This window comes from Paenibacillus mesotrionivorans (assembly GCF_046098205.1).
GTDB classification, from domain to species: Bacteria; Bacillota; Bacilli; order Paenibacillales; family NBRC-103111; genus Paenibacillus_AR; species Paenibacillus_AR mesotrionivorans.
On record NZ_JBJURJ010000003.1, the window covers coordinates 203,797 to 224,002 of the forward strand.

General features: G+C 46.9%; 20 protein-coding genes and 1 tRNA gene. 7 read left to right on the forward strand and 14 right to left on the reverse strand.

Annotation, left to right across the window (positions count from 1 at the left end; translation table 11 throughout):
- Window positions 1–9 precede the first annotated feature (9 nt).
- The 3 genes from ACI1P1_RS05415 to ACI1P1_RS05425 all read right to left on the reverse strand — a co-directional run bounded on the left by ACI1P1_RS05415 (window position 10) and on the right by ACI1P1_RS05425 (window position 2,475).
- Window positions 10–717 carry an HAD-IA family hydrolase gene (locus ACI1P1_RS05415; RefSeq protein WP_416215355.1) on the reverse strand — a complete coding sequence of 236 codons (708 nt, stop codon included), beginning with the start codon at window positions 715–717 and terminating at the stop codon, window positions 10–12.
- 121 nt (window positions 718–838) lie between these two features.
- Window positions 839–1,966: a transglutaminase domain-containing protein gene (locus ACI1P1_RS05420; protein ID WP_416215356.1), complete on the reverse strand. Its 1,128-nt coding sequence runs from the start codon at window positions 1,964–1,966 to the stop codon at window positions 839–841.
- 68 nt (window positions 1,967–2,034) lie between these two features.
- Window positions 2,035–2,475, reverse strand: coding sequence for a hypothetical protein (locus tag ACI1P1_RS05425; RefSeq protein ID WP_416215357.1), 441 nt, complete (start codon window positions 2,473–2,475; stop codon window positions 2,035–2,037).
- A gap of 179 nt (window positions 2,476–2,654) precedes the next feature.
- Between ACI1P1_RS05425 and ACI1P1_RS05430 the strand changes: the two genes are divergently transcribed.
- Window positions 2,655–3,935 (forward strand): MFS transporter, encoded by a 1,281-nt coding sequence (locus ACI1P1_RS05430; protein WP_416215358.1) that lies wholly within the window; start codon window positions 2,655–2,657, stop codon window positions 3,933–3,935.
- A 690-nt stretch (window positions 3,936–4,625) separates the two neighbouring features.
- A complete protein-coding gene (locus ACI1P1_RS05435) occupies window positions 4,626–4,736 on the forward strand; it encodes a sporulation protein YjcZ (RefSeq protein WP_416215359.1) in 111 nt (36 codons plus the stop codon).
- Between the two features lie 153 nt (window positions 4,737–4,889).
- On the opposite strand, the gene ACI1P1_RS05440 is transcribed toward ACI1P1_RS05435, so the two are convergent.
- A complete protein-coding gene (locus tag ACI1P1_RS05440) occupies window positions 4,890–5,204 on the reverse strand; it encodes an AzlD domain-containing protein (RefSeq protein WP_416215360.1) in 315 nt (104 codons plus the stop codon).
- Window positions 5,201–5,932, reverse strand: coding sequence for an AzlC family ABC transporter permease (locus tag ACI1P1_RS05445; RefSeq protein WP_416215361.1), 732 nt, complete (start codon window positions 5,930–5,932; stop codon window positions 5,201–5,203). The genes ACI1P1_RS05440 and ACI1P1_RS05445 overlap by 4 nt, the downstream gene beginning before the upstream one ends.
- 115 nt (window positions 5,933–6,047) lie before the next feature.
- On the opposite strand from ACI1P1_RS05445, the gene ACI1P1_RS05450 reads away from it, so the two are divergent.
- The 4 genes from ACI1P1_RS05450 (at window position 6,048) to ACI1P1_RS05465 (ending at window position 8,673) form a co-directional block, all read left to right on the forward strand.
- A complete protein-coding gene (locus ACI1P1_RS05450; protein ID WP_416215362.1) occupies window positions 6,048–6,668 on the forward strand; it encodes a nitroreductase family protein in 621 nt (206 codons plus the stop codon).
- Window positions 6,669–7,281: 613 nt separating this feature from the next.
- The gene (locus tag ACI1P1_RS05455; protein WP_416215363.1) at window positions 7,282–7,773 is read left to right on the forward strand and encodes a YbaK/EbsC family protein; all 492 of its coding nucleotides are present in this window, start codon (window positions 7,282–7,284) and stop codon (window positions 7,771–7,773) included.
- A 36-nt stretch (window positions 7,774–7,809) separates the two neighbouring features.
- On the forward strand, window positions 7,810–8,538 hold the full coding sequence (locus ACI1P1_RS05460) for an SOS response-associated peptidase (RefSeq protein ID WP_416215364.1): 729 nt from the start codon (window positions 7,810–7,812) through the stop codon (window positions 8,536–8,538).
- 61 nt (window positions 8,539–8,599) lie between these two features.
- A tRNA-Arg gene (locus ACI1P1_RS05465) sits at window positions 8,600–8,673 on the forward strand.
- Between the two features lie 160 nt (window positions 8,674–8,833).
- Here the strand turns inward: ACI1P1_RS05465 and ACI1P1_RS05470 are convergent.
- Complete coding sequence (locus ACI1P1_RS05470) at window positions 8,834–8,980, reverse strand: hypothetical protein (RefSeq protein WP_416215365.1); 147 nt, start codon at window positions 8,978–8,980, stop codon at window positions 8,834–8,836.
- A 1,574-nt stretch (window positions 8,981–10,554) separates the two neighbouring features.
- On the opposite strand from ACI1P1_RS05470, the gene ACI1P1_RS05475 reads away from it, so the two are divergent.
- Window positions 10,555–10,929, forward strand: coding sequence for a transposase (locus ACI1P1_RS05475; protein ID WP_416215366.1), 375 nt, complete (start codon window positions 10,555–10,557; stop codon window positions 10,927–10,929).
- 129 nt (window positions 10,930–11,058) lie between these two features.
- Here the strand turns inward: ACI1P1_RS05475 and ACI1P1_RS05480 are convergent, their stop codons facing one another.
- The 8 genes from ACI1P1_RS05480 to ACI1P1_RS05515 are packed head-to-tail and all read right to left on the reverse strand — an operon-like array spanning window position 11,059 to window position 20,195.
- Window positions 11,059–12,072 (reverse strand): hypothetical protein, encoded by a 1,014-nt coding sequence (locus tag ACI1P1_RS05480; protein ID WP_416215367.1) that lies wholly within the window; start codon window positions 12,070–12,072, stop codon window positions 11,059–11,061.
- A gap of 47 nt (window positions 12,073–12,119) precedes the next feature.
- On the reverse strand, window positions 12,120–12,353 hold the full coding sequence (locus ACI1P1_RS05485) for an acyl carrier protein (RefSeq protein ID WP_416215368.1): 234 nt from the start codon (window positions 12,351–12,353) through the stop codon (window positions 12,120–12,122).
- Entirely contained in the window at window positions 12,338–14,125 is a 1,788-nt protein-coding gene (locus ACI1P1_RS05490; protein WP_416215369.1) for an ABC transporter ATP-binding protein, read from the reverse strand. Before ACI1P1_RS05490 ends, ACI1P1_RS05485 begins: the two co-directional genes overlap by 16 nt.
- The gene (locus ACI1P1_RS05495; protein WP_416215370.1) at window positions 14,119–15,888 is read right to left on the reverse strand and encodes an ABC transporter ATP-binding protein; all 1,770 of its coding nucleotides are present in this window, start codon (window positions 15,886–15,888) and stop codon (window positions 14,119–14,121) included. The genes ACI1P1_RS05490 and ACI1P1_RS05495 overlap by 7 nt, the downstream gene beginning before the upstream one ends.
- A complete protein-coding gene (locus ACI1P1_RS05500) occupies window positions 15,878–16,336 on the reverse strand; it encodes a hypothetical protein (RefSeq protein WP_416215371.1) in 459 nt (152 codons plus the stop codon). The genes ACI1P1_RS05495 and ACI1P1_RS05500 overlap by 11 nt, the downstream gene beginning before the upstream one ends.
- Before the next feature lie 21 nt (window positions 16,337–16,357).
- The gene (locus ACI1P1_RS05505) at window positions 16,358–17,665 is read right to left on the reverse strand and encodes a hypothetical protein (protein ID WP_416215372.1); all 1,308 of its coding nucleotides are present in this window, start codon (window positions 17,663–17,665) and stop codon (window positions 16,358–16,360) included.
- A 1-nt stretch (window position 17,666) separates the two neighbouring features.
- On the reverse strand, window positions 17,667–18,848 hold the full coding sequence (locus ACI1P1_RS05510) for a RidA family protein (protein ID WP_416215373.1): 1,182 nt from the start codon (window positions 18,846–18,848) through the stop codon (window positions 17,667–17,669).
- A gap of 15 nt (window positions 18,849–18,863) precedes the next feature.
- Window positions 18,864–20,195, reverse strand: a complete 1,332-nt coding sequence (locus tag ACI1P1_RS05515) for an amidohydrolase family protein (RefSeq protein WP_416215374.1) — start codon at window positions 20,193–20,195, stop codon at window positions 18,864–18,866.
- Between the last annotated feature and the right edge of the window lie 11 nt (window positions 20,196–20,206).

Consider the following 20,206-nt stretch of genomic DNA (forward strand, 5'->3'; position numbering starts at 1 on the left):
GCTCTAGCCTCACTTTAAAAGTTCCTGTAAACCGGTAAAGCCTTCGCCTGTCATATAGTCGTAACGGAGGATCTTCACGGCGTCCATCCCGATCTGCCGCGGCGCCCACAGATCATTCAGATCATGATCCCCCACATACAGCACCTCGGAGGCCTCAAGCCCCGCTTCAGCCAAAGCCAGCCGGAAAATAGCAGGATTGGGCTTTTCCAGTCCTACTTCGGTGGATACGATCACCGGATCGAAATAATGAAGAATTCCTTTATCCTGCAGAATGTCCTTCAAGGTCGGGGAAAAATTGGAGACCACCCCCAGGCGGAAGCCGCGCTCCCGCAGTGCCTCCAGGGTTTCCACCACATCGTCAAACAGCCGGTAGTTGGCCGGACTGGTGAACATCTCGTACAGCTCATGGCAGCAATGGTGGATTTCCTCCTCCGCCCATTCTCCCCCGGCGCCCAGCTCATCCAGCATAAACCGGTACACCCCCGTCCAGAACTGCCGGTCGGATTCCGGCGAGCAGCATTCCTCCGGGTTCAGCTCCCGATCCACATAAAACTGGCGGAAGGCCTGCTGGAACAGCTGCCCCACCTCTTCCTCCTCGCGGACCAGGGCCTTCTCCGCCAGATGACGGCAGATGACTGCCTGGGCGGCGGGAATGTACATCAGGGTATCCCCCACATCGAAAAAAACGGCCTGGTAACGGCCGGGTGACAACAGCATTGCGCACGCTCCTTTATAGTTAATCCCCCAAAAGTGACGTGAAGCTCCGGAGTGAATTCCGATACCTTTTGGGGGAGCCCCCGAATGAATGAAACCAATCGCGTTTTATCCGTCGGATAGGTTAGGCTTCCTTAATATGCGTCTTATAGAAATCGGCCGGATTAAACCAGTTGCCTCCGCTGGATACCCACGTAGAATCCAAAGGCACCCAGGTCTGCTTTTCACCCAAATACACCTCGTTCCAGGCATGGGAGCCGGTGCCGCCTCGTCCGTCGGAGCCAAGGCCCGTTACTACCTTCACGTCTAATCCCACCGTCCGGGCCATAGCGGCGTACAGCCGGGAATAGTCGATACAGACGCCCGTCCGGGTGAGAAAGGTATCCTCCGGCGTCTGCTCCTTCCAGATCCGCTTTTCCTCATACAGCCGGACCTTCTCCCAGTCGTACTTCACCCGGGTGCCGACCCATTGATACAAAGCCTTGGCCTTTTCCTCATCCGTCTCCTTACCGGCTGTAATCTCCAGCGCGGCGCTGGCCACATCCTCCGGCACATGGGCGTCCAGCACCTCATACTTGCGCTTGAGGATTTGGTCCATCTCGGTTTGTACGGATTGTGTAAATACGGGCAGCCTGGAGAGCATGTTACCCGTCAACGGGGTAATCACCCGCTCCGCCCCCTGGCGGTACAGCGGCGAATTGGCCGCCTGTGCACTGACGGGCGAGTCGGGGAACAAGGCCCCCACCACCATCAGCCCCGCGATCAAAAGAAGCCCGCGCACAGCGCCCGTCGCCACACCAATGGCTCCGCCCACGGCGGCGCTGGCCCACTGGGAGGCGGACGCCTGGTCGGGACTGCGCATAGCATCGCCCAGCCGGATATTCAGAAGCGGCAGCGCGATCCGGTTCAGCAGCCCCTTGATGGAGCTGTACGCAATCACAAACAGAATGGCGCTCCGCATCAGCGAAAAATCCCTCAGACTAGTAATGAAGGTATAATACAGCTGCTGCCACACATTCAGCTCTCCGGAGGGGATGACAATGCCCAAGGATACCAGCCAGTCCCCGGCCAAGGGAGACGCCCATTGGGTCACCCTCCAAGCCAACAAAATAGAGATGGCTGTCCCTGCCCCCTCCAAGCCCAATGCCAGCAGCTGGCGGGAGGAGCCTGCCGCTCCCCGTTTGGCCCCTTGCAGCACCGAGAGCACCAGGACAGCAATCAACAATACCGTAATCCAGTTCCAGCCGTCCATGGCTCTCCCTCCTCATTCATCACATGCCGGGCATCCGCGCCGGTTGGCCCCAGCCGTCCGATGGTTGGTTATTGGCTTTTGCGCGCCGCCTCCAGATAAGCATTCACCGCATCCACCGTCTTCATATTGAAGGATTGTCCCGCGATGGTTACCTTGACCGTATCCGAGCCGGGTTTACCGTCCACTTGAATGGTTTTGCTCTTGACGGTAAAGCTGCCGTCCGCATTGGCGGTATAGACGGCATCCTTGGCTTCATTGCGGATGGCGTTGGCCGCCTGCTCCTTCACCGCATCGGTCAAGGCTCCTCCCGCATTTTCCACTACCGCATCCTTGATACTGGTCAGTGTATCCTTGTAATTGGCGCCATAAACGAATATGCCCGCTACAATAAGCAGAATAATAGCCCATTTGATCGCCGTCTTTACCAGCTTGACCACTACAATCAATACCACCAGCGCGATGGCGATGATCATCCATTGCTCCTGCAAAAACCCTTGAAGCTGCTCCATTCTCACTGTTCCCGCCCTTCCCTATCCATTTTTCCAACAGCAGTGCATGCACGCCTATTTTACCATATCGGACTGTCCTGTACAGGACCAACTTGTGTAGGGGGACACGTGCATAACAGATGGACAACCGGCGTAGACATGTACATAAGCAATGCTTGTCACGAAAGGAAGGGTGGCCGGTGAAAACCGCTATATGGCTGTACCTGTTTATGTTCGTCGCCTTCTTCGATTTGCACGCCCAATATCCGATCCTCTCCCCGTTCGCCGTTTCGCTGGGCGCCGCCCCGTCCTTCATCGGCCTGATTCTGGGCTTGTATTCCATCACCCATCTGCCAGGCAATCTGCTGGCCGGGGTGGGCGTTGACCGTTACGGCAGCAAGGTGTTTATCTGCATCAGCCTGATGGCCGGAGGCATTCTGCTTCTTCTCCAGGCCCAGGTGGAGAATCCCTGGCAGCTCCTGGTGATCCGCTCCGTCAGTGGGTTCGTGCTGGCTTTCCTCTCACCCGCCTGTATGACTCTGCTGGCCAAGCTGGCCCGGGACAGGGTCCATCAGAGCAAGCTGATGTCCGGCAACGGTCTGGTCCATACCCTGGCATCTGTTGTGTCTCCCGCCGCAGGCGCTTATCTGGTGGCCAAAATCGGGTTTTCCACCTCCTTTACCGTACTGGGCTGGGGGCTGGTGGTCACCGGTATTCTGGCTATTTTCGGCATCCGGGATGTCCCGATTCAGGCGGGCGAGAGTCTATCGACGGCAGCGGGTAAGGGCGGACACACGGGGCATACAGGGCACGGGCATCATACCGGACATGGCGTCCATACTGGGAAAAGCGGCAGCGGAGCTGCGGGTGTGAAGCAGTCCGCCTCCTCCGGACAGACTTCCGGATTGCCATGGCTGTTTTTTATGCTGCCTATGGCCATTTCCTGCTCCCAGGGCATTCTGTACTTTGAGCTGCCTATGCTGAACCATCACGGCCACGGTCACGCCTCCGCCACGGAGCTTACAGGCGCCGTGCTGAACTCGGGGATGCTCTTTTCCCTGGTGAGCCTGGGAGCGCTTCTGTCCTTGAGCATGGTGTTTCTCAACCGGGTGTCCCCCCTCCTGCGCACCATGGCCGGGTGCCTGATGCTGGCTGCAGCGTTTTTTGCCATGGCGGTCCATGCTCCCGTATCCCTGTATGTGCTGCTCTTCTTCATCGGCATGGCCAAAGGAGTGATCTTCCCGGCCATCGCCAGCCTCCTGGCTGCCTCCACCAGCTCCACCCGCTACGGGCGGGCCTATTCCATCCTGTCCATCGCTTATTCGCTGGGTTCGTTTATCGGGCCGGTAGCGGCGGGACAGTGGCGCGGGGTTGTTTCGCCGTACTTCATCGCTTTTTCCGTGCTGATGGCCGGACTCTGCTTCCTTCCGCTGGACCGGCTGCACTGGCAATCCGCCAAGCTGGAGCCTCCGGGGCCGTAGCCTCCTCCATCGGCTTCCGGGTGGGGGCAGCGTTCTACGCTGACGGGGGCGGATTCTTCACTACAGGAGCTGGATTCCACAATACAAGAGCTGGATTCTGCGCTACGGGAGCGGATTCCGCACTACAGGAGCTGGATTCCACACTGACGAGGGCAGTGCCTACGCTAACGGACTCCACAGACGCTATTTGGACCAAAATGGCACTTTCTACTTTCTAACGGACCCTAGCGCCGCTATTCACACCAATATGCCGGTTTTCAGCATCTTCGGGGGCGAATAAGCGCTGCTGGGTCCGTTAGTTTCCGAGAAAGAGCTATTTGGCGAAATAAGGTTTCTGGGGTCCGTTACAAATTGCGGCATCCTCACGACTTGCTGCATCCCTACGAGATATCCACGATCTGCGGTACCTTCACGACGTTAATATGCCTCCTGCAATCGCCGCACTCTCCCTCCCCACTAATACGCCGCCTCCAATCGCCCCCCTCTCCTGCGCCACTAATACGCTCCCTCCAATCGCAGTAAGCGCCTTCGCACACCCGCCTCTCCCCTCTTACGCAGGCGTTTGACACCGGGACAGCTTCCCATAGGTTGGTTGGATGCCCATGGGTAAGCGCACAGTCTGGTGGAGGGCCTCCGCATATACTGCTATTGTAAATGACCTACAGGGTCAGGAAAGAGGGGTGTACAACAATGGGCGCTTGTAATCCTTGCGGAGGAATCGGCGGTTTCGGTACTTCCACTGCCATCATTCTCGTATTGTATATTCTCCTGGTGATCATTCTGAAAAGCGGCTGGTTCTAATCCCGCCCGGCCGTGAAGCAGTATGAACGCACACAAAACAACCTTAGTCCCTTCCGGCGGGCTAAGGTTGTTTTTGTATGTTCGGCATCGCCGTATGCGTGGAAGACAGGTTTGAAGCACCAGCCAGCCGGGTAAAAACTCGTACAGGTCCCGCTATCCCAGCCTCATCAGGAGGAACATAGTGCCGATGCCGACCATAACGGCCAACAGCAGGCTGCGGGTAAAAAATGCCGCCGCAAAAGCCGGAATCGCCGCCAGCAGATTGTTGGGCCGGAACTCCAGGCTTCCGTCGGGCACAAACAGTGCCTGGGCCAGCAAGGCGGCCATCACCGCCACTGGAATATGACGTAGCCAGCGCATACTCCACTCCGGCAGCTCTACCCGGCTGAGGAGAGACAACGGCAGCACCCGGGGCACCAGCGTAACCAGGGAGGCGCCTGCAATAATGAGCATCACGTCCCATCTCATCGGCGCACCTCCGCCAGAAGCCCGGCTGTGGCTGCAACTACGACTGCGATCAAAACACTGACGCTGGGGGAAAACCACAGGCTGCATACCAGGGTGCACAGCACAGCAACTGTCAATACAAGGATGTCCACCCGCCATTTGCGCCGGGATAATAATTGAAGGGCCAAGAGGCCGATGAACATGCCGGGCAGGGCAAAATCCAGTCCGAACTCCTGCGGGTTGTCAATCCATTGGCCAAACAGCGCGCCGATTACGGTGGCCAGAACCCAGTTGGCCTGCGCCGTCATATTGAGGCCCAGCATCCACCAGCCGTTCCCCTTACCCTCCCGCTCCAATCTGGTGACAGCGACACCGAAGGTTTCATCCGTCAGCTGTGAGCCGAGAACGGCATTTTTCCACATGGGCAAATGCTTGAAGTAAGGAGCCAGGGCAGCACTCATGAGCAGATGCCGGAGGTTGACGAGAAATACCGTCAGTACTACCGCAATGCCTGAGCTGCCGGCCAACAGCATCCCCGACATAATAAACTGGGCGGAGCCGGCATAGACGAATAATGACATACAGACAATTTCCAGAATACTTAACCCCGACGTCCGTCCGATGACGCCTGCGGCGAAGCCAATGCTTAGATAACCCAATACCGTCGGAAGACAGTCCTTCACCCCTTCGGTAAATGGACCCAGCCTCCATGCCGGATCATTCCGGCTTTGCGGGACAAGCTTTTCCATGCGGGATCTCCTGTATATTCAGATTATTTCTCCTATTTTACCCGGGGCCGGGCGGGAACGCTACCCTTTTTTGCATGATGTGAATCCGGCAACTATTCCCAAGGAGGCGAAGCTGATGAGCCAAGTGGAACGAATAAGAAGCCGCGAGTATCTGACCGCCGTCAAAGCCCGTAGGACGATTTATGCCATCCAGAACCATTCCCCCTTGTCCCAGGAGGAAATTGAGGAGATTGTGGGAGAGGCCCTGCTGCACACCCCCTCCGCCTTCAACTCCCAAAGCGCCCGGATTGTGCTCTTGTTCGGGCAGGAGCATCTGCAGCTGTGGGATCTGACCAAGGAAGCACTGCGCCCGGTTGTGCCGGAGGATCAATTCTCCAAAACCGAGGACAAGCTGAAGTCCTTCGCCAACGGGTACGGGACGGTGCTGTTCTTCGAGGACCAATCTGTGATCGAAGCCATGCAGGCGCAATACGAGCTGTACAAGAACCAGTTTCCGGTGTGGTCTGAGCAGTCCAATGGCATGCTCCAGCATGTGATCTGGACCGCCCTCCGGCTGGAGGGGCTGGGCGCATCGCTCCAGCATTACAATCCCCTCATCGACGATGAGGTGCGGCGCACCTGGAATATTCCGGCGGAATGGAGCCTGAAGGCCCAGATGCCCTTCGGCGCCATCGGCAAGGATGCAACCACCAAGGAGTTTAAGCCGCTTGACCTGCGTCTGAAGGTGTTCCGCTAGAAGGATGAGTGAGAGGATAGGGAGAGCCTGTTTTCCGCATTGTTTGCGGGGCAGGCTTTTTTTGCGTGCGGATGTGGTTGGAGGGAGATTGGAGTGCTGTCCCACGACCATTGATGTGCGGGAACAGCCTATGCTAAAATATCTTTAATCAAGTGAATCGGCAAAGCACAGCTGCGGGAACGGCAGAATTTTCTGGCGGGAGGCCCCGCTGATAGGCATGGGCAGAGCCGGGAGAGAGTTTCAACCGAAGGGATGCCTGAGCTGGGGCCGGGAGAAGTCCGGCAGAGATGCCTAGAGGGAGCCCGAGGCGGTTGCCGAAGTGATGCGGCGGGCACGGATTGCGTAACGGACCCACATTCCGCTATTTAGGCAAAAGTGGCTTTTTCGCCAATTTCACGGACAGACGATCCGTTATTCACCGTTATTTCCCCGGAAATATGTCAATATTCGAGAGATAACGGATCTGTGGTCCGATCGAAGGGGAAAAGGCGATTTTTGCTGCAAATAAGGTATCCTGAGTCCGTTGGAATCACCGGCAGAATGGGAACGGATTCCCGATGTTGCTTCAACAAATATAAGGCTTTCCGGTGGAAAGCATAAGGAGGTTATTATTGTGTCCCTTGATAATGTAAAGGCCCACTTCCGTTCGTATAATAAGGAGCAGGATATCCTGGAGTTCGACACCTCCAGCGCCACCGTGGAGCTGGCCGCCCAGGCTGTTGGCACCATTCCGGCGCGGATCGCCAAAACCCTCTCCTTCCGCAACGATGACGGGGGAGCCATCCTAGTAGTTGCAGCGGGAGACGCAAGGATCGACAACAAAAAATTCCGCGAGGCTTTTGGCTACAAAGCAAGGATGCTGACCCCAGAGGAGGTTGTTCATTTTACCGGACATGAGATTGGCGGGGTGTGCCCCTTTGGCTTGGTCCAGCAGTTGAACGTCTATCTGGATGTATCCATGAAACGCTTCGATACCGTGTTTCCTGCCTGTGGCAGCCTGAATTCTGCCATCGAGCTAACCTGCGAGGAAATGTACCAATACTCGGGCGGGACAAGCTGGGTGGATGTCTGCAAGGACTGGAGCGCGGATCAGCAGTCCGCTTAACGGATCACGGGTTTCCCGAGGAAGGAGGAGCAGCATATGTGCGGCAGGTATACCATAACCGTAACGCTGGAGGAACTGATGGAGATGTTCGACGCGGAAGACGCCACGGGGGACGGTCTTCTGCTTCCCCGCTTCAATATTGCTCCCACCCAACCCGGTCCGGCCATTATCTCCCATGGCGGGCACAACCGGATGGGGCAGCTCCGCTGGGGCTTGATCCCTTCTTGGGCCAAGGATGAGAAAATCGGCTTCCAAACTATCAACGCCAAGGCCGAAACCGTCCAAGACAAACCCGCCTTCCGTACGTCCTTTCAGAAGAAGCGCTGCTTGATTCCGGCTGACGGCTATTATGAATGGCAGACGCAGGACAAAACCAAACAGCCCTACCGCATCGTGCTGAAGGACCGCCCGGTATTTGCCTTCGCGGGCCTCTACGACACCTGGGTTTCCCCCGACGGCAAAAAAATCTCCACCTACACCATCATCACCACCGTGGCCAACAGCCTTACGGAAAAGCTGCATCCCCGGATGCCCGTTATTCTGCCGCGAGAACTGCAGCAGAACTGGCTGGACAGCACTGCTTCCCCCGCTGCTCTGATGAGCCTGCTGGTTCCTTACGAATCCTCGCGGATGGACCTGTATCCCGTCGCACCCACCGTCGGAAATGTGCGTAACGAAGGCCCGGAGCTCATCCGCCCTTACCAGCCCAACGAGGATGAGAAAAAAACCGACCCGTCCCCCATACAACTAACTCTTGATTTATAAGGCGCCTTCGGCTATAATCATTACTTGTCGGCATTACGAAGCATCTCGCGCCGCCACCTATGTTCCAGTAGCTCAGCTGGATAGAGCAACGGCCTTCTAAGCCGTCGGTCGGGGGTTCGAATCCCTCCTGGGACGTTTAGTGAAAATGCAAAGACCCGCGTATGACGCGGGTCTTTTGCTTTGTCACGAGACCGCATATCGCGCCGCGCGGCAATGGTGGTTGTCCTGTTGGCAACAGGAGGACAACAGAGAGACAACAGGGGTGGAAAAGAATATTATTTAACAGCGAATAAAATTACTTATTTCTTTCATTGTCATTTTCATTCTTACCCTTTGTGAATTGCTCCAAACGAATGCCTTCGTTGGCCCCTTCATTTAAAAGCCGAATTTCAGATTCCTCTTGATCATTATCATCCTCAAATGGATCGATACTTTTTACCATAATAAATGCCCTCCTTATAAAGTTATGGAAATTATAAATAATAGTAGTAAAAGAGCTGATGCGATACCTGTGCACTTAACTCCAATATTAAAGTATTTGCTTTTCTTATCATTTTGTTCCGTATTAATGGCAACCGTCTCTTTATAGTAATTCAATATTTTGTAAGCAATTGCATCTTCTTCCGACTGCGCTCTACCCTCCGTAAAATTCTTCATATCTAAACGGGCATATGTTTTACTAATAATAACGTGAGTGAAACAATAAAATGCAATTGACAATAAGATCACAGGAGCTAAATAAAATATTCCAAATAAAAGGGCATAGAGGGTAAAGCGATTTTGAGATCATTTGTAAGCTTAGATATATCTACGTTCTTAGTAGCAAATGTAAGCATAACACCTATAAAGGCAACATAAATCCCTGACCGAGTTTCAAACGTCTTCTTCGATCAACCTCATATTCATATTCCTTTTGAGCAATGCTTAACATAGTTTTTGCCGCGGGATATTTGTTTTTTTTCCATCAAAACTTGTTGATCATTTACTCCCTGATCTTTATTGTCCTGTCCCATGCCATTCCTCCCGCTAAAAATTTCACAGGATACATCTTAATTAGCTAGATTGGAATTAATTAAATGTGTACATACCTCCGCCTGGGCCTGTGTAAAGTCCACCGCCGGGACCTGTGTACATATTTCGAACCCAAAGCTTTGCATTGCCCATTTTTAACCCCTCCATCTACAATTTTGTGTGGGTCCAATAATCTAATATGTATTGATTTGAGATTATCTGTATTTTTGCTTCTGTGTAGAACTACTGCAATCCTATTTTTCTGGTAAAATTATGCAATGCTCTAGATTAGTTTGACCTTCCATGGGGTGCTTTCTTATGAAAAATTTTCAAATACTGAGCTAATAATTTCAGTTTAATTTAAAAAAAGGAAATTTCTACATAAAAATTCTTTTGATCATATTGATGGTTGTATGAATAAATCAATACTGAAATATTATCCGAGAAACGACGTGGTACTTCTCTTAACCTTTGGAATATTCGGGAATATTAACATAGCGAAGCAATATCAGAAGCCAAGGAAGATACCCTCCCGGGCTTCGGAGCAGATTAAGATCAAAAGAACCACCCCTTCGTTTTAATTGTCGAAAAAGCAACCTCGTAGTAAAAATATCCGCTGTAAACTAACCCTTTTGACCGTATCGGAAACATTCAATGGGTTAGGATACTTGGTATGCCGCGGCACACATGTTGTCAAAACCACAGAAAACCTGGCCTTAAAGTCTTGGACCGTAAGCTGCTGAAACAGTCGAGGGAGAACCGGACAGTTTAAAGAACGGCCTCAAAGCAGCAAAAGGTCCAGAACGTACGTTCGTATTCAATACAGTGTGCCTTGAGGTTCCGGTGACAGTCAGGTGACAGAAGAGCCACAATAACTGTCACCTTAACCTGACTCCCTCAGAAGGATTCCGGCAACAAATTAATAAAAAGAATAAGTGACAAACTTAAAATTATTGTGTCACCATCATTGTGGCCTCTCTTTAGGATCTGTGCAGTACCGAAATCGTGGCCTACGAGATCAGTGGTCGCAATGACAACAACCTGGTCCTGGAAACGTTTAAAACCGCATTTGAAGCGCAAAAAGACGCGACTGGACAACTAGCTGGATTGATCGTTCACAGCGACCAAGGCTTCCAGTACACGTCTCATGCCTACCACGACATACTGCCTACGGTTGGCGCCCAAATCAGCATGTCCAGACGGGGCAATTGTTTAGACAATGCCGCCATGGAGAGCTTCTTCTCCCATCTGAAAACAGAAGCGCTCTATCCCTGTGATATCCGTACTTTGGACGAGGCACAACGGAGAATAGAGGAATTTTTACATTTTTATAACCATGAACGAATCCAACGAAAAATGAAAAAGGCTGACACCGGTTGAGTTCCGGCGCCAGCTTACACAACCATGGGCTTTTTCTACTGTCCACAAAAATGGGGCTTGACCAGCGCGGATACGCTGGTTTCTTAATTGTTTAAACTTTTCACTGTCCAGTATTCTGTCATTGGGTTGTTATATCAAGTTTCTCTCTAATCTTACCTTGATTTCTTTTAGTAAGCTAATCTCCTGTTTTTCAATATGCAGTAAATATTCAATCATTGCTTTGAGTGTAGCTTCACTTTTTTTTATTGTATACATGATTGCAAGACTTCTCAATTTTTCAGTGGATTTCTCAATATTATAATAATCTCTGATCAGTTCAGCCGATTCAATCAGATAGTTTTTTGATTCAAGAAACTTCAATCTTTGAGACATCACTTTCTTATGTTCCATTAATGCATGATATCCTCTTATGTCAACTTTACCTATCCCATTTAATAATAGTTTCAAAGAATTTTGAAGAAATCGATATACATCCACCCCGTATGTTGGTATATTTTCCACTTCATCAGATTTTTTTTCAGCTCCTAAACTGTTAATTCCATTTATATAGTCATTCATAAGTAAAACTATTCGTTCAATATCAACCCCAGGTTTGTATTTTATATCGGGAACACAAAATCGTTTGATTCCTTCTTTGTGGTTTATATTTAACGGAATATCAGAATAAAATGCACTCTCCAATTCGTTAAAAGTGCATGTAGTTTCACCATAAGTTTGATTCTTCCTGTATCCGACTATATAAAATATTTCATCAAGAGCATCATAACCGTATACCATTACCTTATGATAGTAATGATTCAAACCTCCCATTCTTAAATTAGATAAATAAAACTCGTCTAGAGAGCACTCTACATAAAACTTATTATCAATACTCTCCATTAAATCCCGGATTATTTCCATGTTATTTCCATCAATTGTGGTATGTTTATTTAACCATGGATTAAAATCAACTTTTCCTTGGAAAAATTTTATTGAATTCGTATTGTTTGTGATTAAATCAGAAGGATATGCTTTAAGCTGGATAAAGTTCGAATAAAACCAAGGGTATGTTTTTTCATTCATTAAGGTGATTGTAAGGTGATAGCTATACATCATTTGCACATTTATTGGAGGATTAATTATCTTTAACACATTCTTAGCCATTATATTCCCCCTAAAATCTTACATATCCTTACTAACAATCACACTGGCTATAAAAGACGTAAGCTTTTGGCTAAAACAAATAAGTCTTCTAATTTTATTATTTTTGAAAGATCCAAATCTTCGTCGCTAATTTCGATCCCGAGCTCTTCTTCTATTCTTACCATGATTTGAATAATTGTCAGTGAGTTAATCCCTAAATCAATAATTAAAGAACCACTATGCAACCTTTCCTTGCTGCAACCACTTATTTCTCCAACAATATCCATTATGGTTTGTTCCATATTGCTCCCCCTCTCTCACTCAAGTAAGATAAATGTTGTTCAGCAAACAACTCATCATAAGCAGCACAATGACCGAGCAAATCCAGATGATGCGCCATTCCAGCAATCTTTCCACTTTCCAAGACCAGTACCCGATTAGCAATCAACACGGAAGACAAGCGGTGGGCAATAATCAATACTGTCTTGCTCCTACTCAACTTCTGTATAGAATCATGTATGAGTGCTTCAGATTCCTGATCAAGTGCAGACGTAGCTTCGTCCAACACAATCATTTCAGGCTGTTGCAGGAATACTCTGGCAATAGCCAGACGCTGTCTTTGTCCTCCGGACAACTTGACGCCTCTTTCTCCAATGATTGTGTTATAGCCATCAGGAAGAGCATCAATGAAATTGCAAATACCGGCCAATTCACAAGCCTCTACAATCTCTTCATCCGTTGCACTCATTCTGGCCAACTTCAGATTCTCCCTAATACTGAGATTAAACAGAATACTATCTTGCATCACTACTCCAATGCTTCTGTGTAAAATCACTGGCGAACACTTACTGATATCCCGTGTATCGATTAAAATCCTACCCTTAGTACATGAAATCATATTTAGCAGCAGCTTTAAAATTGTTGTCTTACCTGCACCGCTCTTGCCGACGATAGCAATTGTTTCCCCCTGCTTGATTTCGAAGTTGATGTTCCTGAGCACATCGCCTAGATCATTGTTATATTGAAAAGAAACCTGCTCAAAGCGGATTCCACCTGATAGCTTGGATCTACTTTGACCCTTGCCTACCTGCACTAGTTCTAACGCAATTAATTCGAATACACGTTCATATGAGGGCATATTTTCCTGCAATGCGATATTACGGTCATTCACTTTGTTGATACTGTTGCAGAACACATCGAAATATCGCATAAATACCAATAGAGTCCCAATCGTAAAGTGCCCCTGCATAATCAGTAAGCCTCCGATAAAGTACAAAGAGAATTTCATTAGAAATTTATCCTTGATTATTGGGATAACAAGGGCTTGCATGACCCAATAATAAACCCATTTGGCGTCGATCAGCGCTGTTTTATGAATGTAGCGAACGAAAGAGATATGCTCATGCTTCTCTAGATTTAGTGCCTTTACTTCCTTCCAGCCCGCCAGAGAGCTGCTTAGCCAGTTATCTCGTTCCCCGTTCACTTTTCTGCGTTGCTCGTTTAATGCCCGTTCGCCTTTACCAATAGCGCGGCCCATAAAAAAGGTGATGGGAACGATGGCCATAGACATCAAAGCAAGCTGCCAATTCATCACGAAAAGTGCGATTCCTGTAACCATCATTGTTAAATAGGCAATGACCCAATCACTTGTCTGCAATTTGGCAAAATCATTAAGCTTCTCCACGTCTTCATCCAAACGAAGCTTTAGGTCACCAACTCCATAACGTTCATATGCTGCAAAATCCATTCGGCTGTATCGTCTCCATAACTCCAGCCGAATGTTAAAAGACATTCTGTTCAACAGCTTGTTAGACGAATAATTAGACAATGAGTCAAGCAGAAAGCCGATCAGAAACAAACCGGCATATCCGGCACATACGGGAATCAACATCATGATCCTCTTGTTTATCATGACATCATCCACCATAATTCGGAACAGCAATGGCGTTGCCAACGAAATGAGCATGTTACATAGGTTTACTAGAGCCAACAGCCAGAAGAATTTTTTTAGTTTATAGGTAAATGGCATCAGCCTTCTAAATATTTGCAAGCGAGTATTGATGTTGTTTAACATACGACTCCTTCCTCGCGGCTTTTGTTTTCATTCTTGAACAGCTTTTGATAATAGGGGCAAGTCTCGAATAGCTTTGTATGACTGTCATAGGAAACGATTCTGCCCTCATGTAAGACTGCTACCTTATCACAAATCATAATGCTGCTTAAGCGATGGGCTATGGTGATGCTTGTTCTGCCCTGGCTTATTTGCTGCCAAGCCTCATGTATTATCTTTTCCGACTCGTTGTCCAAAGCAGAGGTGGCTTCATCGAATATTAAGATTTTAGGATTTTTCAAGTAGATTCTAGCAATCGATAACCGCTGCTTCTGACCACCGGATAGCTCAATGCCCTCCTTCCCAATGACAGTATCGAGACCGTCAGGAAGCTGCCGAATAAAGCCACCGATTGCCGCGTGGTCGCAAGCGGCCCAAAGCTCCTCATCTGAAGCGCGGGGATTGCCCAGCGACACGTTCATGCGGATGGTTCCCTCAAACATCAGTACCTCCTGCTGAACTGCACCGATCTGTTTACGCAAAGATTTCAACGAGGTTTCTCCAATGTTCGTACCATCAATGGATATAACACCTTCCTTGGGTTCGTAAAAACCCAGGATCATATTGACCATCGTGGTTTTGCCGGAGCCGCTTGTTCCTACCACAGCGATATGCTCGCCTGGCCGGATATGCAGATGAATATCGGAGAGAATTGGCTTCGTGTCGGAATAATGAAAGGATACATGAGAAAACCGGATTTCTCCACTATGGATGTTGAGAGAAGCGGTGCCAGGCCAAGCATCCTCTGTCTCAACCTGCAGGAAATCATGGATTCTCTTAATATTTCCGAGTCTATTATGCATATCCATATTATTCTCACTAAGAAACTTCAACTGTGAATTAGCTAGGCTAAAGTACTCCATCATCGCAATAAAAATACCAATTGTGATTTCCCCACGAACTGCAAGAAAACCAGAAAGTAGGTACATGCTGATCAATACGATCAAATTAATCATTGAGATGAACTGAGACGCTTTCAAGTTAATGATCGAGGTTCTTATCTTGACATGAATCATTTCTTTGAAATACTTTACGAAATATATCTCAGAACTTTTCTCTGCTGCCAGAAGCCGAATTTCCCGTAACCCTTTCAACGCCTCAAGAACCCAACTGATATAGCCACCATACACTTGCCTGTAAACAATAGATTGTTTCCGTGTTTGTCTACCGAAATACCGAACAACAGCCAGCGTAAGGGGTAGAGATACTACCATAAGAGCGCCCATCTTCCAGTTGCTCAACCATACAAATAATACATAGAATACCAACCGTAATGACCCGTTCACGAAGTGAATGATGTTGCGGACCAGTAAGTGCATACCATGATCCGCATCCTTAAACATAAGTGTCATCAAGTCTCCCATTCTGGCACCTGACAGATAGGAGGCTCGGGCATGAATAGCATGCCTGTATACTTTGGACTTAATTTCAAAGGTGTACATAGACATTAAATAACTCCATATCGTGTACAGTACAACATATAGAATACAGGCAAACAATGCTGTGATAACGAAAATCAAGCTAATCCTCAGAAAAAAGGTCGTATTCCGGTAATAGACAACTTCGTCTATCATTAGGGCAAGGAAAATAGGCATGATGGATTCCAGCAATGTTTGGGTCAGCCACCCCAAGTAAAAAAGCACGAAATTTCGCTTGAATTTCCTGGCGAATTGCCACAAAAAACGGATGCCTTCGAACAATGAAAATTGGTTATCTTCACCAGACACTCGAACTCTTTCCTTTCCCGAGAACACGATCTGCAATAGTCGCGTTGCCTACTGCGATATCTACGCTAATTCCACTTTGTCCGATATTTTGAAGAAGTTTGTCCGATCGTACATTATCCCTAATTCTAATAACCGTTCCTTCGTCCTTTACAATACATTCATAGTCCTGTGCCCTATACAACGTATCTTGCCTGTCGGTATACCAGTAAATCAAAGCGTTGTTATCCAAAGACTCATAGACACCATCAAGCACAACCTCAATATACGGTTCTCCTCTATTGTCCATTACCACTTCAGCAGAGAAGGTTCGATACATATCTGTATCGGTGGCCGTTAATAGGTACAGAAGCGAAATGAAGCCAATTGCAATTACCGATAATATGGCTACAGGCGTTTTTACAGTTAAAAGCATATAGATTCGGACCCAGGAACGGCTTCGTCGTTTCACGTTAACACTCTCCTTGCATGATCATCTCTCCATAACAAAAGAGATGGCATGCCCCATTGCAATCAATGGTTTGTTGTTTACATTGTAAATAAGGCTAGAATATTTAGATTCTCCAACAAAATTAAACAAAATGATATTCCAGATGCTACATAAATAAATGTAGGAAGACCCCCTTTGGTATTCGATCGAATACGGAGTCTTATCGATTCGGGGATAGATGTATGGCCCTCGTGAGAAATCCACTCCTTGTTTAGTTTTGGAAAGATATACTTTTTTATAAAGCTTCATCTCATCAGCATCAATGATATGCAGTTGATTCGGATACACCGATACTGCCAGCAACTTTTGTCCGTCGTAATCAAAAGGTTTATGGGAGGGAATTCTAATGAAATCATCATCAGTATAAAAACCAAGGGAAGCAACTTCAGAATCAATTCTTATTTTTTCGATTCTTGCTGTGCCAAAGCAGCAATTATCCGTGTTGTTCGTGCACAGATTATGCATGGAGACATAACAAATACCGGGGGCGGACAGATCATACTCAATATGTGCAGGTCCATCTTTGAGATGGTGAACATGATACTGTTTTTTTTCTAAATTATATACTATAAATTGGGAATCACAAAGACCATTTTCCAATGTTTTTAACAAATAATCATCATTTGTTTCCTCCCCTTGTTTAGGGAAGCGGTGCACTGGGTCCTGTGCCATCTCAATAATAATCAAATTCTTCCCATCAGGTGTAATAGATGTATAATGAACATCATCGGGTCCATCGATCGTATCTATTATCTCAAACGAATCGGCTTCCAGACTGTATCTTCCAATCTCTAGCCGAACCGGCAAGTTTCTATTCTCAATATGCCGGAAGCCCTCCTCCATCTCCCATCTTGTAAAATATAAATTGTTATTATAAATATCATTTGTAGCAGAATACACTTTTACCGGATCTCCTTCAATGTCTTCACCAATGAGGCTCCAAGAGTCATCTACTATACTCAGACATAATATGAAGGTCCCATAATTTGAGCTTACGTATAGTTTTCCGTTATCATATTGTGCAGAATGCCCCAAAAGGATTGTTTGTAGGTAATTTTCAAAATTTTTGTTCCAAGGAACTCCTGCAATATCATCCTTTTGAATTTTGTTAATCAAGTAATTCTTCATTTCCTCCGTATCAATATCCCAGCATATTATTGTTTTGCTCTTGAAATCGACCAGATAATAATATTGTTTTCCGTCCGTTCCATAGGCAGGGATGAATATGCTCCGGTCGCACTCAGGAGGGACATTCATATGATCAGGAAAATGATATTTTTCCTTCTTCACTTTAATGAGTTCCTTCATATTTCGGGTTTGTCCTTTCATTTATACGAAATGCGACAGCATCAAATTCAAAAAGAAGATCATCACGGCAAACATGTCCCTTTACTAGTGACGCCGGGAACTCGCCCAAACAAAGTTCCTTCAAAACAGCCTGATAATATGAGTAGTGATGAGGCTTCTTAAAAAAACATGTAGACAATGCAATATTTTCAAAGCTCATATTGAATTGATTTAATATAGCTAATACATTCAGCATTGTTTTTTTAATTTGATTATATGGATCGTTGACAAATACAGTTTTTCCTGCTTCGTTTATACTTGCCGTTCCCGAGATTTGAAGTTCTGTCCAGTCGTGGCTGCATATAGAAATGGCTCTAGCAAAAGTAGGTTTGTATAGATAGGAATTACCTTCCGCTTCATTCTGGTTTTGATTAAACACTCTTTTGACAGAAATACTAGCCGCGCTTTTGTCAATGCAAACCAAATCTATCACGCTATTGTGTCTCTGTGAGGATCTTCCTTCAATACATGTACTAGCCGGCAACTGATCAGAATAAGCAGAGTAATCGATCCTCGCCTTGTCAAAGAAATCTCTTCTGGCCTCGTTTAGGACGATGTAATCTTGTTTGATATCATCAAGATAAATCCATGTTCTCACAATATCACTAGATGAAAAGCGATATTGCTCCATGTACGAGTGACAAACTTCAAACATTCTTCTAAACTCACTATATCTGTCTGATAAAAGAGCAGACTCCGAAATATTGATAAGATACAAATAATTTACATCTCCAAAACTCAAAAATGTCCCTGTGCTGTCTCCCTCGATGTCTTTAATGTACTTTATATGTATTTGGGACTTATGCTGCTTCACCCCGTAAACTGTAATGCTTGATAGAGGAGAATCTGTAATCGGCATCCCGTCAATATATGATACCGGAGCCACTTCAGCTCCTCGGGACCATGCTGCTCTTGCATGCAATAGGCTTTCTTTAACGGCTAATCTGCCAAAAACTTTTTCATATACGATTTGTAACTGGAGTTCTTCTATATAATCATACAAATAGCGATAAAGATGAATCGTCTCTTCCAATGAATGAACTTGATTGAGATCCAAAGTGATGTAATATCGTATATGTGTTTCCGCTTGATATTCCTTAACCGTCAACTCTTGTAAGAGGATCATTTACATAAACCCCTTTCATTCCGGTATTTTGACACGACTATAGATTGATAGTGGATTGGAATAAAACCATTGTTGTAAAATTTCCAATGCCTCTGAGAGACTCATATATCCGCTGTCAACGCGCTTTGCAAAGCTGTATGCGAGGTTTTCCTTTGCCATATACAAATGACCCGCGATATTTTCAACTTGCAGTTTATAGTCTCCACCAAAGGCTAAAATTTTGTTCATAGGAACCATATCAATTATTTCATCAATTGCAGAACGAGTCTGCATCGGAGAAATAATATGACTCCAGCATAGATTAAGAAAAACATTCGGGTAATTCTTAGCGATCATTATTGCGTCCCGGATAAAAGGCATACCCAGATGAAAAAGGTCAAAGTTAGCTGTCGGATGTTCAGGCGCAAGATTAAGCAGATATTTAGGATCCATTTCACGAAAGTCATCCCAAATCCCCGTATGGACTGCTATAGTCAGGTGATGTTTCGCAGCAGAATCAATCATATAATGGAGCAAATAATTGTATAGATGATTGAACTTTGGGATATTCATCAAAAACGTCGCACCATACGAATTTGTGACTGGTACATCCATAACGTTTTCTCCAGCAAGAAGCCGATCGTATTGCTCCCGCGCACATGGATAATCCGGTGGTCTGTTGTAAATCGATGTTATTTTGATGCCAACTGCGCCCTGAGTGGCCCACATGGCAATGACTCTGTCAATCAGCGACAAATAACCATCTAGTGTTTGTGGTATATCTTCTTTGCATATTTGAACAATTCTCTTTAACTCGCTTAACGAGTGGATTCTGCATAGCATAAACCCAGGCATCACCGGTATTAGCGGATGTTCCAGTTTTACGAAACTATCAATCTGGGAAAATACTGCCTTGATATTACATTTATCCTGCAAAACAGATTTATAGAGACCAGGTTTATTGGCATCTCGAATTTTTTCAGATAATTCGTAATACGTACTATCATCAATCTTGTTTATTCCATAAACTATACGAACAGCGTGTTCAACTGCCTTGGCATAGGAACCGAACCTGATGTTGTTCCAGTAAGGCCTAAAAAGATTCCATCTATCTTCCAGCGGAATATTGGTATCAAATAGCTTACGAAACATTGGCTTTGGAACATTATAAATAGGCTCGGTACTAAAGCTATCTCGGTCCATACCAGAACTAAACAAATCCAGATCGATAAAGTGGGAGAAAAGTATAAAGATATCCGGCTTATACATGGTCCTGCATTTTTCCGGGAGTAAATGTTCATGGCTGTCAATGATCTGCATTCCGTCCATAGCTTCCATTAAAGCTTGCTGCGACTTTGAGTAGATCATAAATCCACCTT

Coding starts and splice junctions, on each gene's coding strand:
- ACI1P1_RS05415 (WP_416215355.1), bottom strand. CDS start 717: ATGCTGTTGTCACCCGGCCGTTACCAGGCCGTTTTTTTCGATGTGGGG.
- ACI1P1_RS05420 (WP_416215356.1), bottom strand. CDS start 1,966: ATGGACGGCTGGAACTGGATTACGGTATTGTTGATTGCTGTCCTGGTG.
- ACI1P1_RS05425 (WP_416215357.1), bottom strand. CDS start 2,475: ATGGAGCAGCTTCAAGGGTTTTTGCAGGAGCAATGGATGATCATCGCC.
- ACI1P1_RS05435 (WP_416215359.1), top strand. CDS start 4,626: ATGGGCGCTTGTAATCCTTGCGGAGGAATCGGCGGTTTCGGTACTTCC.
- ACI1P1_RS05440 (WP_416215360.1), bottom strand. CDS start 5,204: ATGAGATGGGACGTGATGCTCATTATTGCAGGCGCCTCCCTGGTTACG.
- ACI1P1_RS05445 (WP_416215361.1), bottom strand. CDS start 5,932: ATGGAAAAGCTTGTCCCGCAAAGCCGGAATGATCCGGCATGGAGGCTG.
- ACI1P1_RS05450 (WP_416215362.1), top strand. CDS start 6,048: ATGAGCCAAGTGGAACGAATAAGAAGCCGCGAGTATCTGACCGCCGTC.
- ACI1P1_RS05460 (WP_416215364.1), top strand. CDS start 7,810: ATGTGCGGCAGGTATACCATAACCGTAACGCTGGAGGAACTGATGGAG.
- ACI1P1_RS05470 (WP_416215365.1), bottom strand. CDS start 8,980: ATGGTAAAAAGTATCGATCCATTTGAGGATGATAATGATCAAGAGGAA.
- ACI1P1_RS05480 (WP_416215367.1), bottom strand. CDS start 12,072: ATGGCTAAGAATGTGTTAAAGATAATTAATCCTCCAATAAATGTGCAA.
- ACI1P1_RS05485 (WP_416215368.1), bottom strand. CDS start 12,353: ATGGAACAAACCATAATGGATATTGTTGGAGAAATAAGTGGTTGCAGC.
- ACI1P1_RS05490 (WP_416215369.1), bottom strand. CDS start 14,125: ATGTTAAACAACATCAATACTCGCTTGCAAATATTTAGAAGGCTGATG.
- ACI1P1_RS05510 (WP_416215373.1), bottom strand. CDS start 18,848: ATGATCCTCTTACAAGAGTTGACGGTTAAGGAATATCAAGCGGAAACA.
- ACI1P1_RS05515 (WP_416215374.1), bottom strand. CDS start 20,195: ATGATCTACTCAAAGTCGCAGCAAGCTTTAATGGAAGCTATGGACGGA.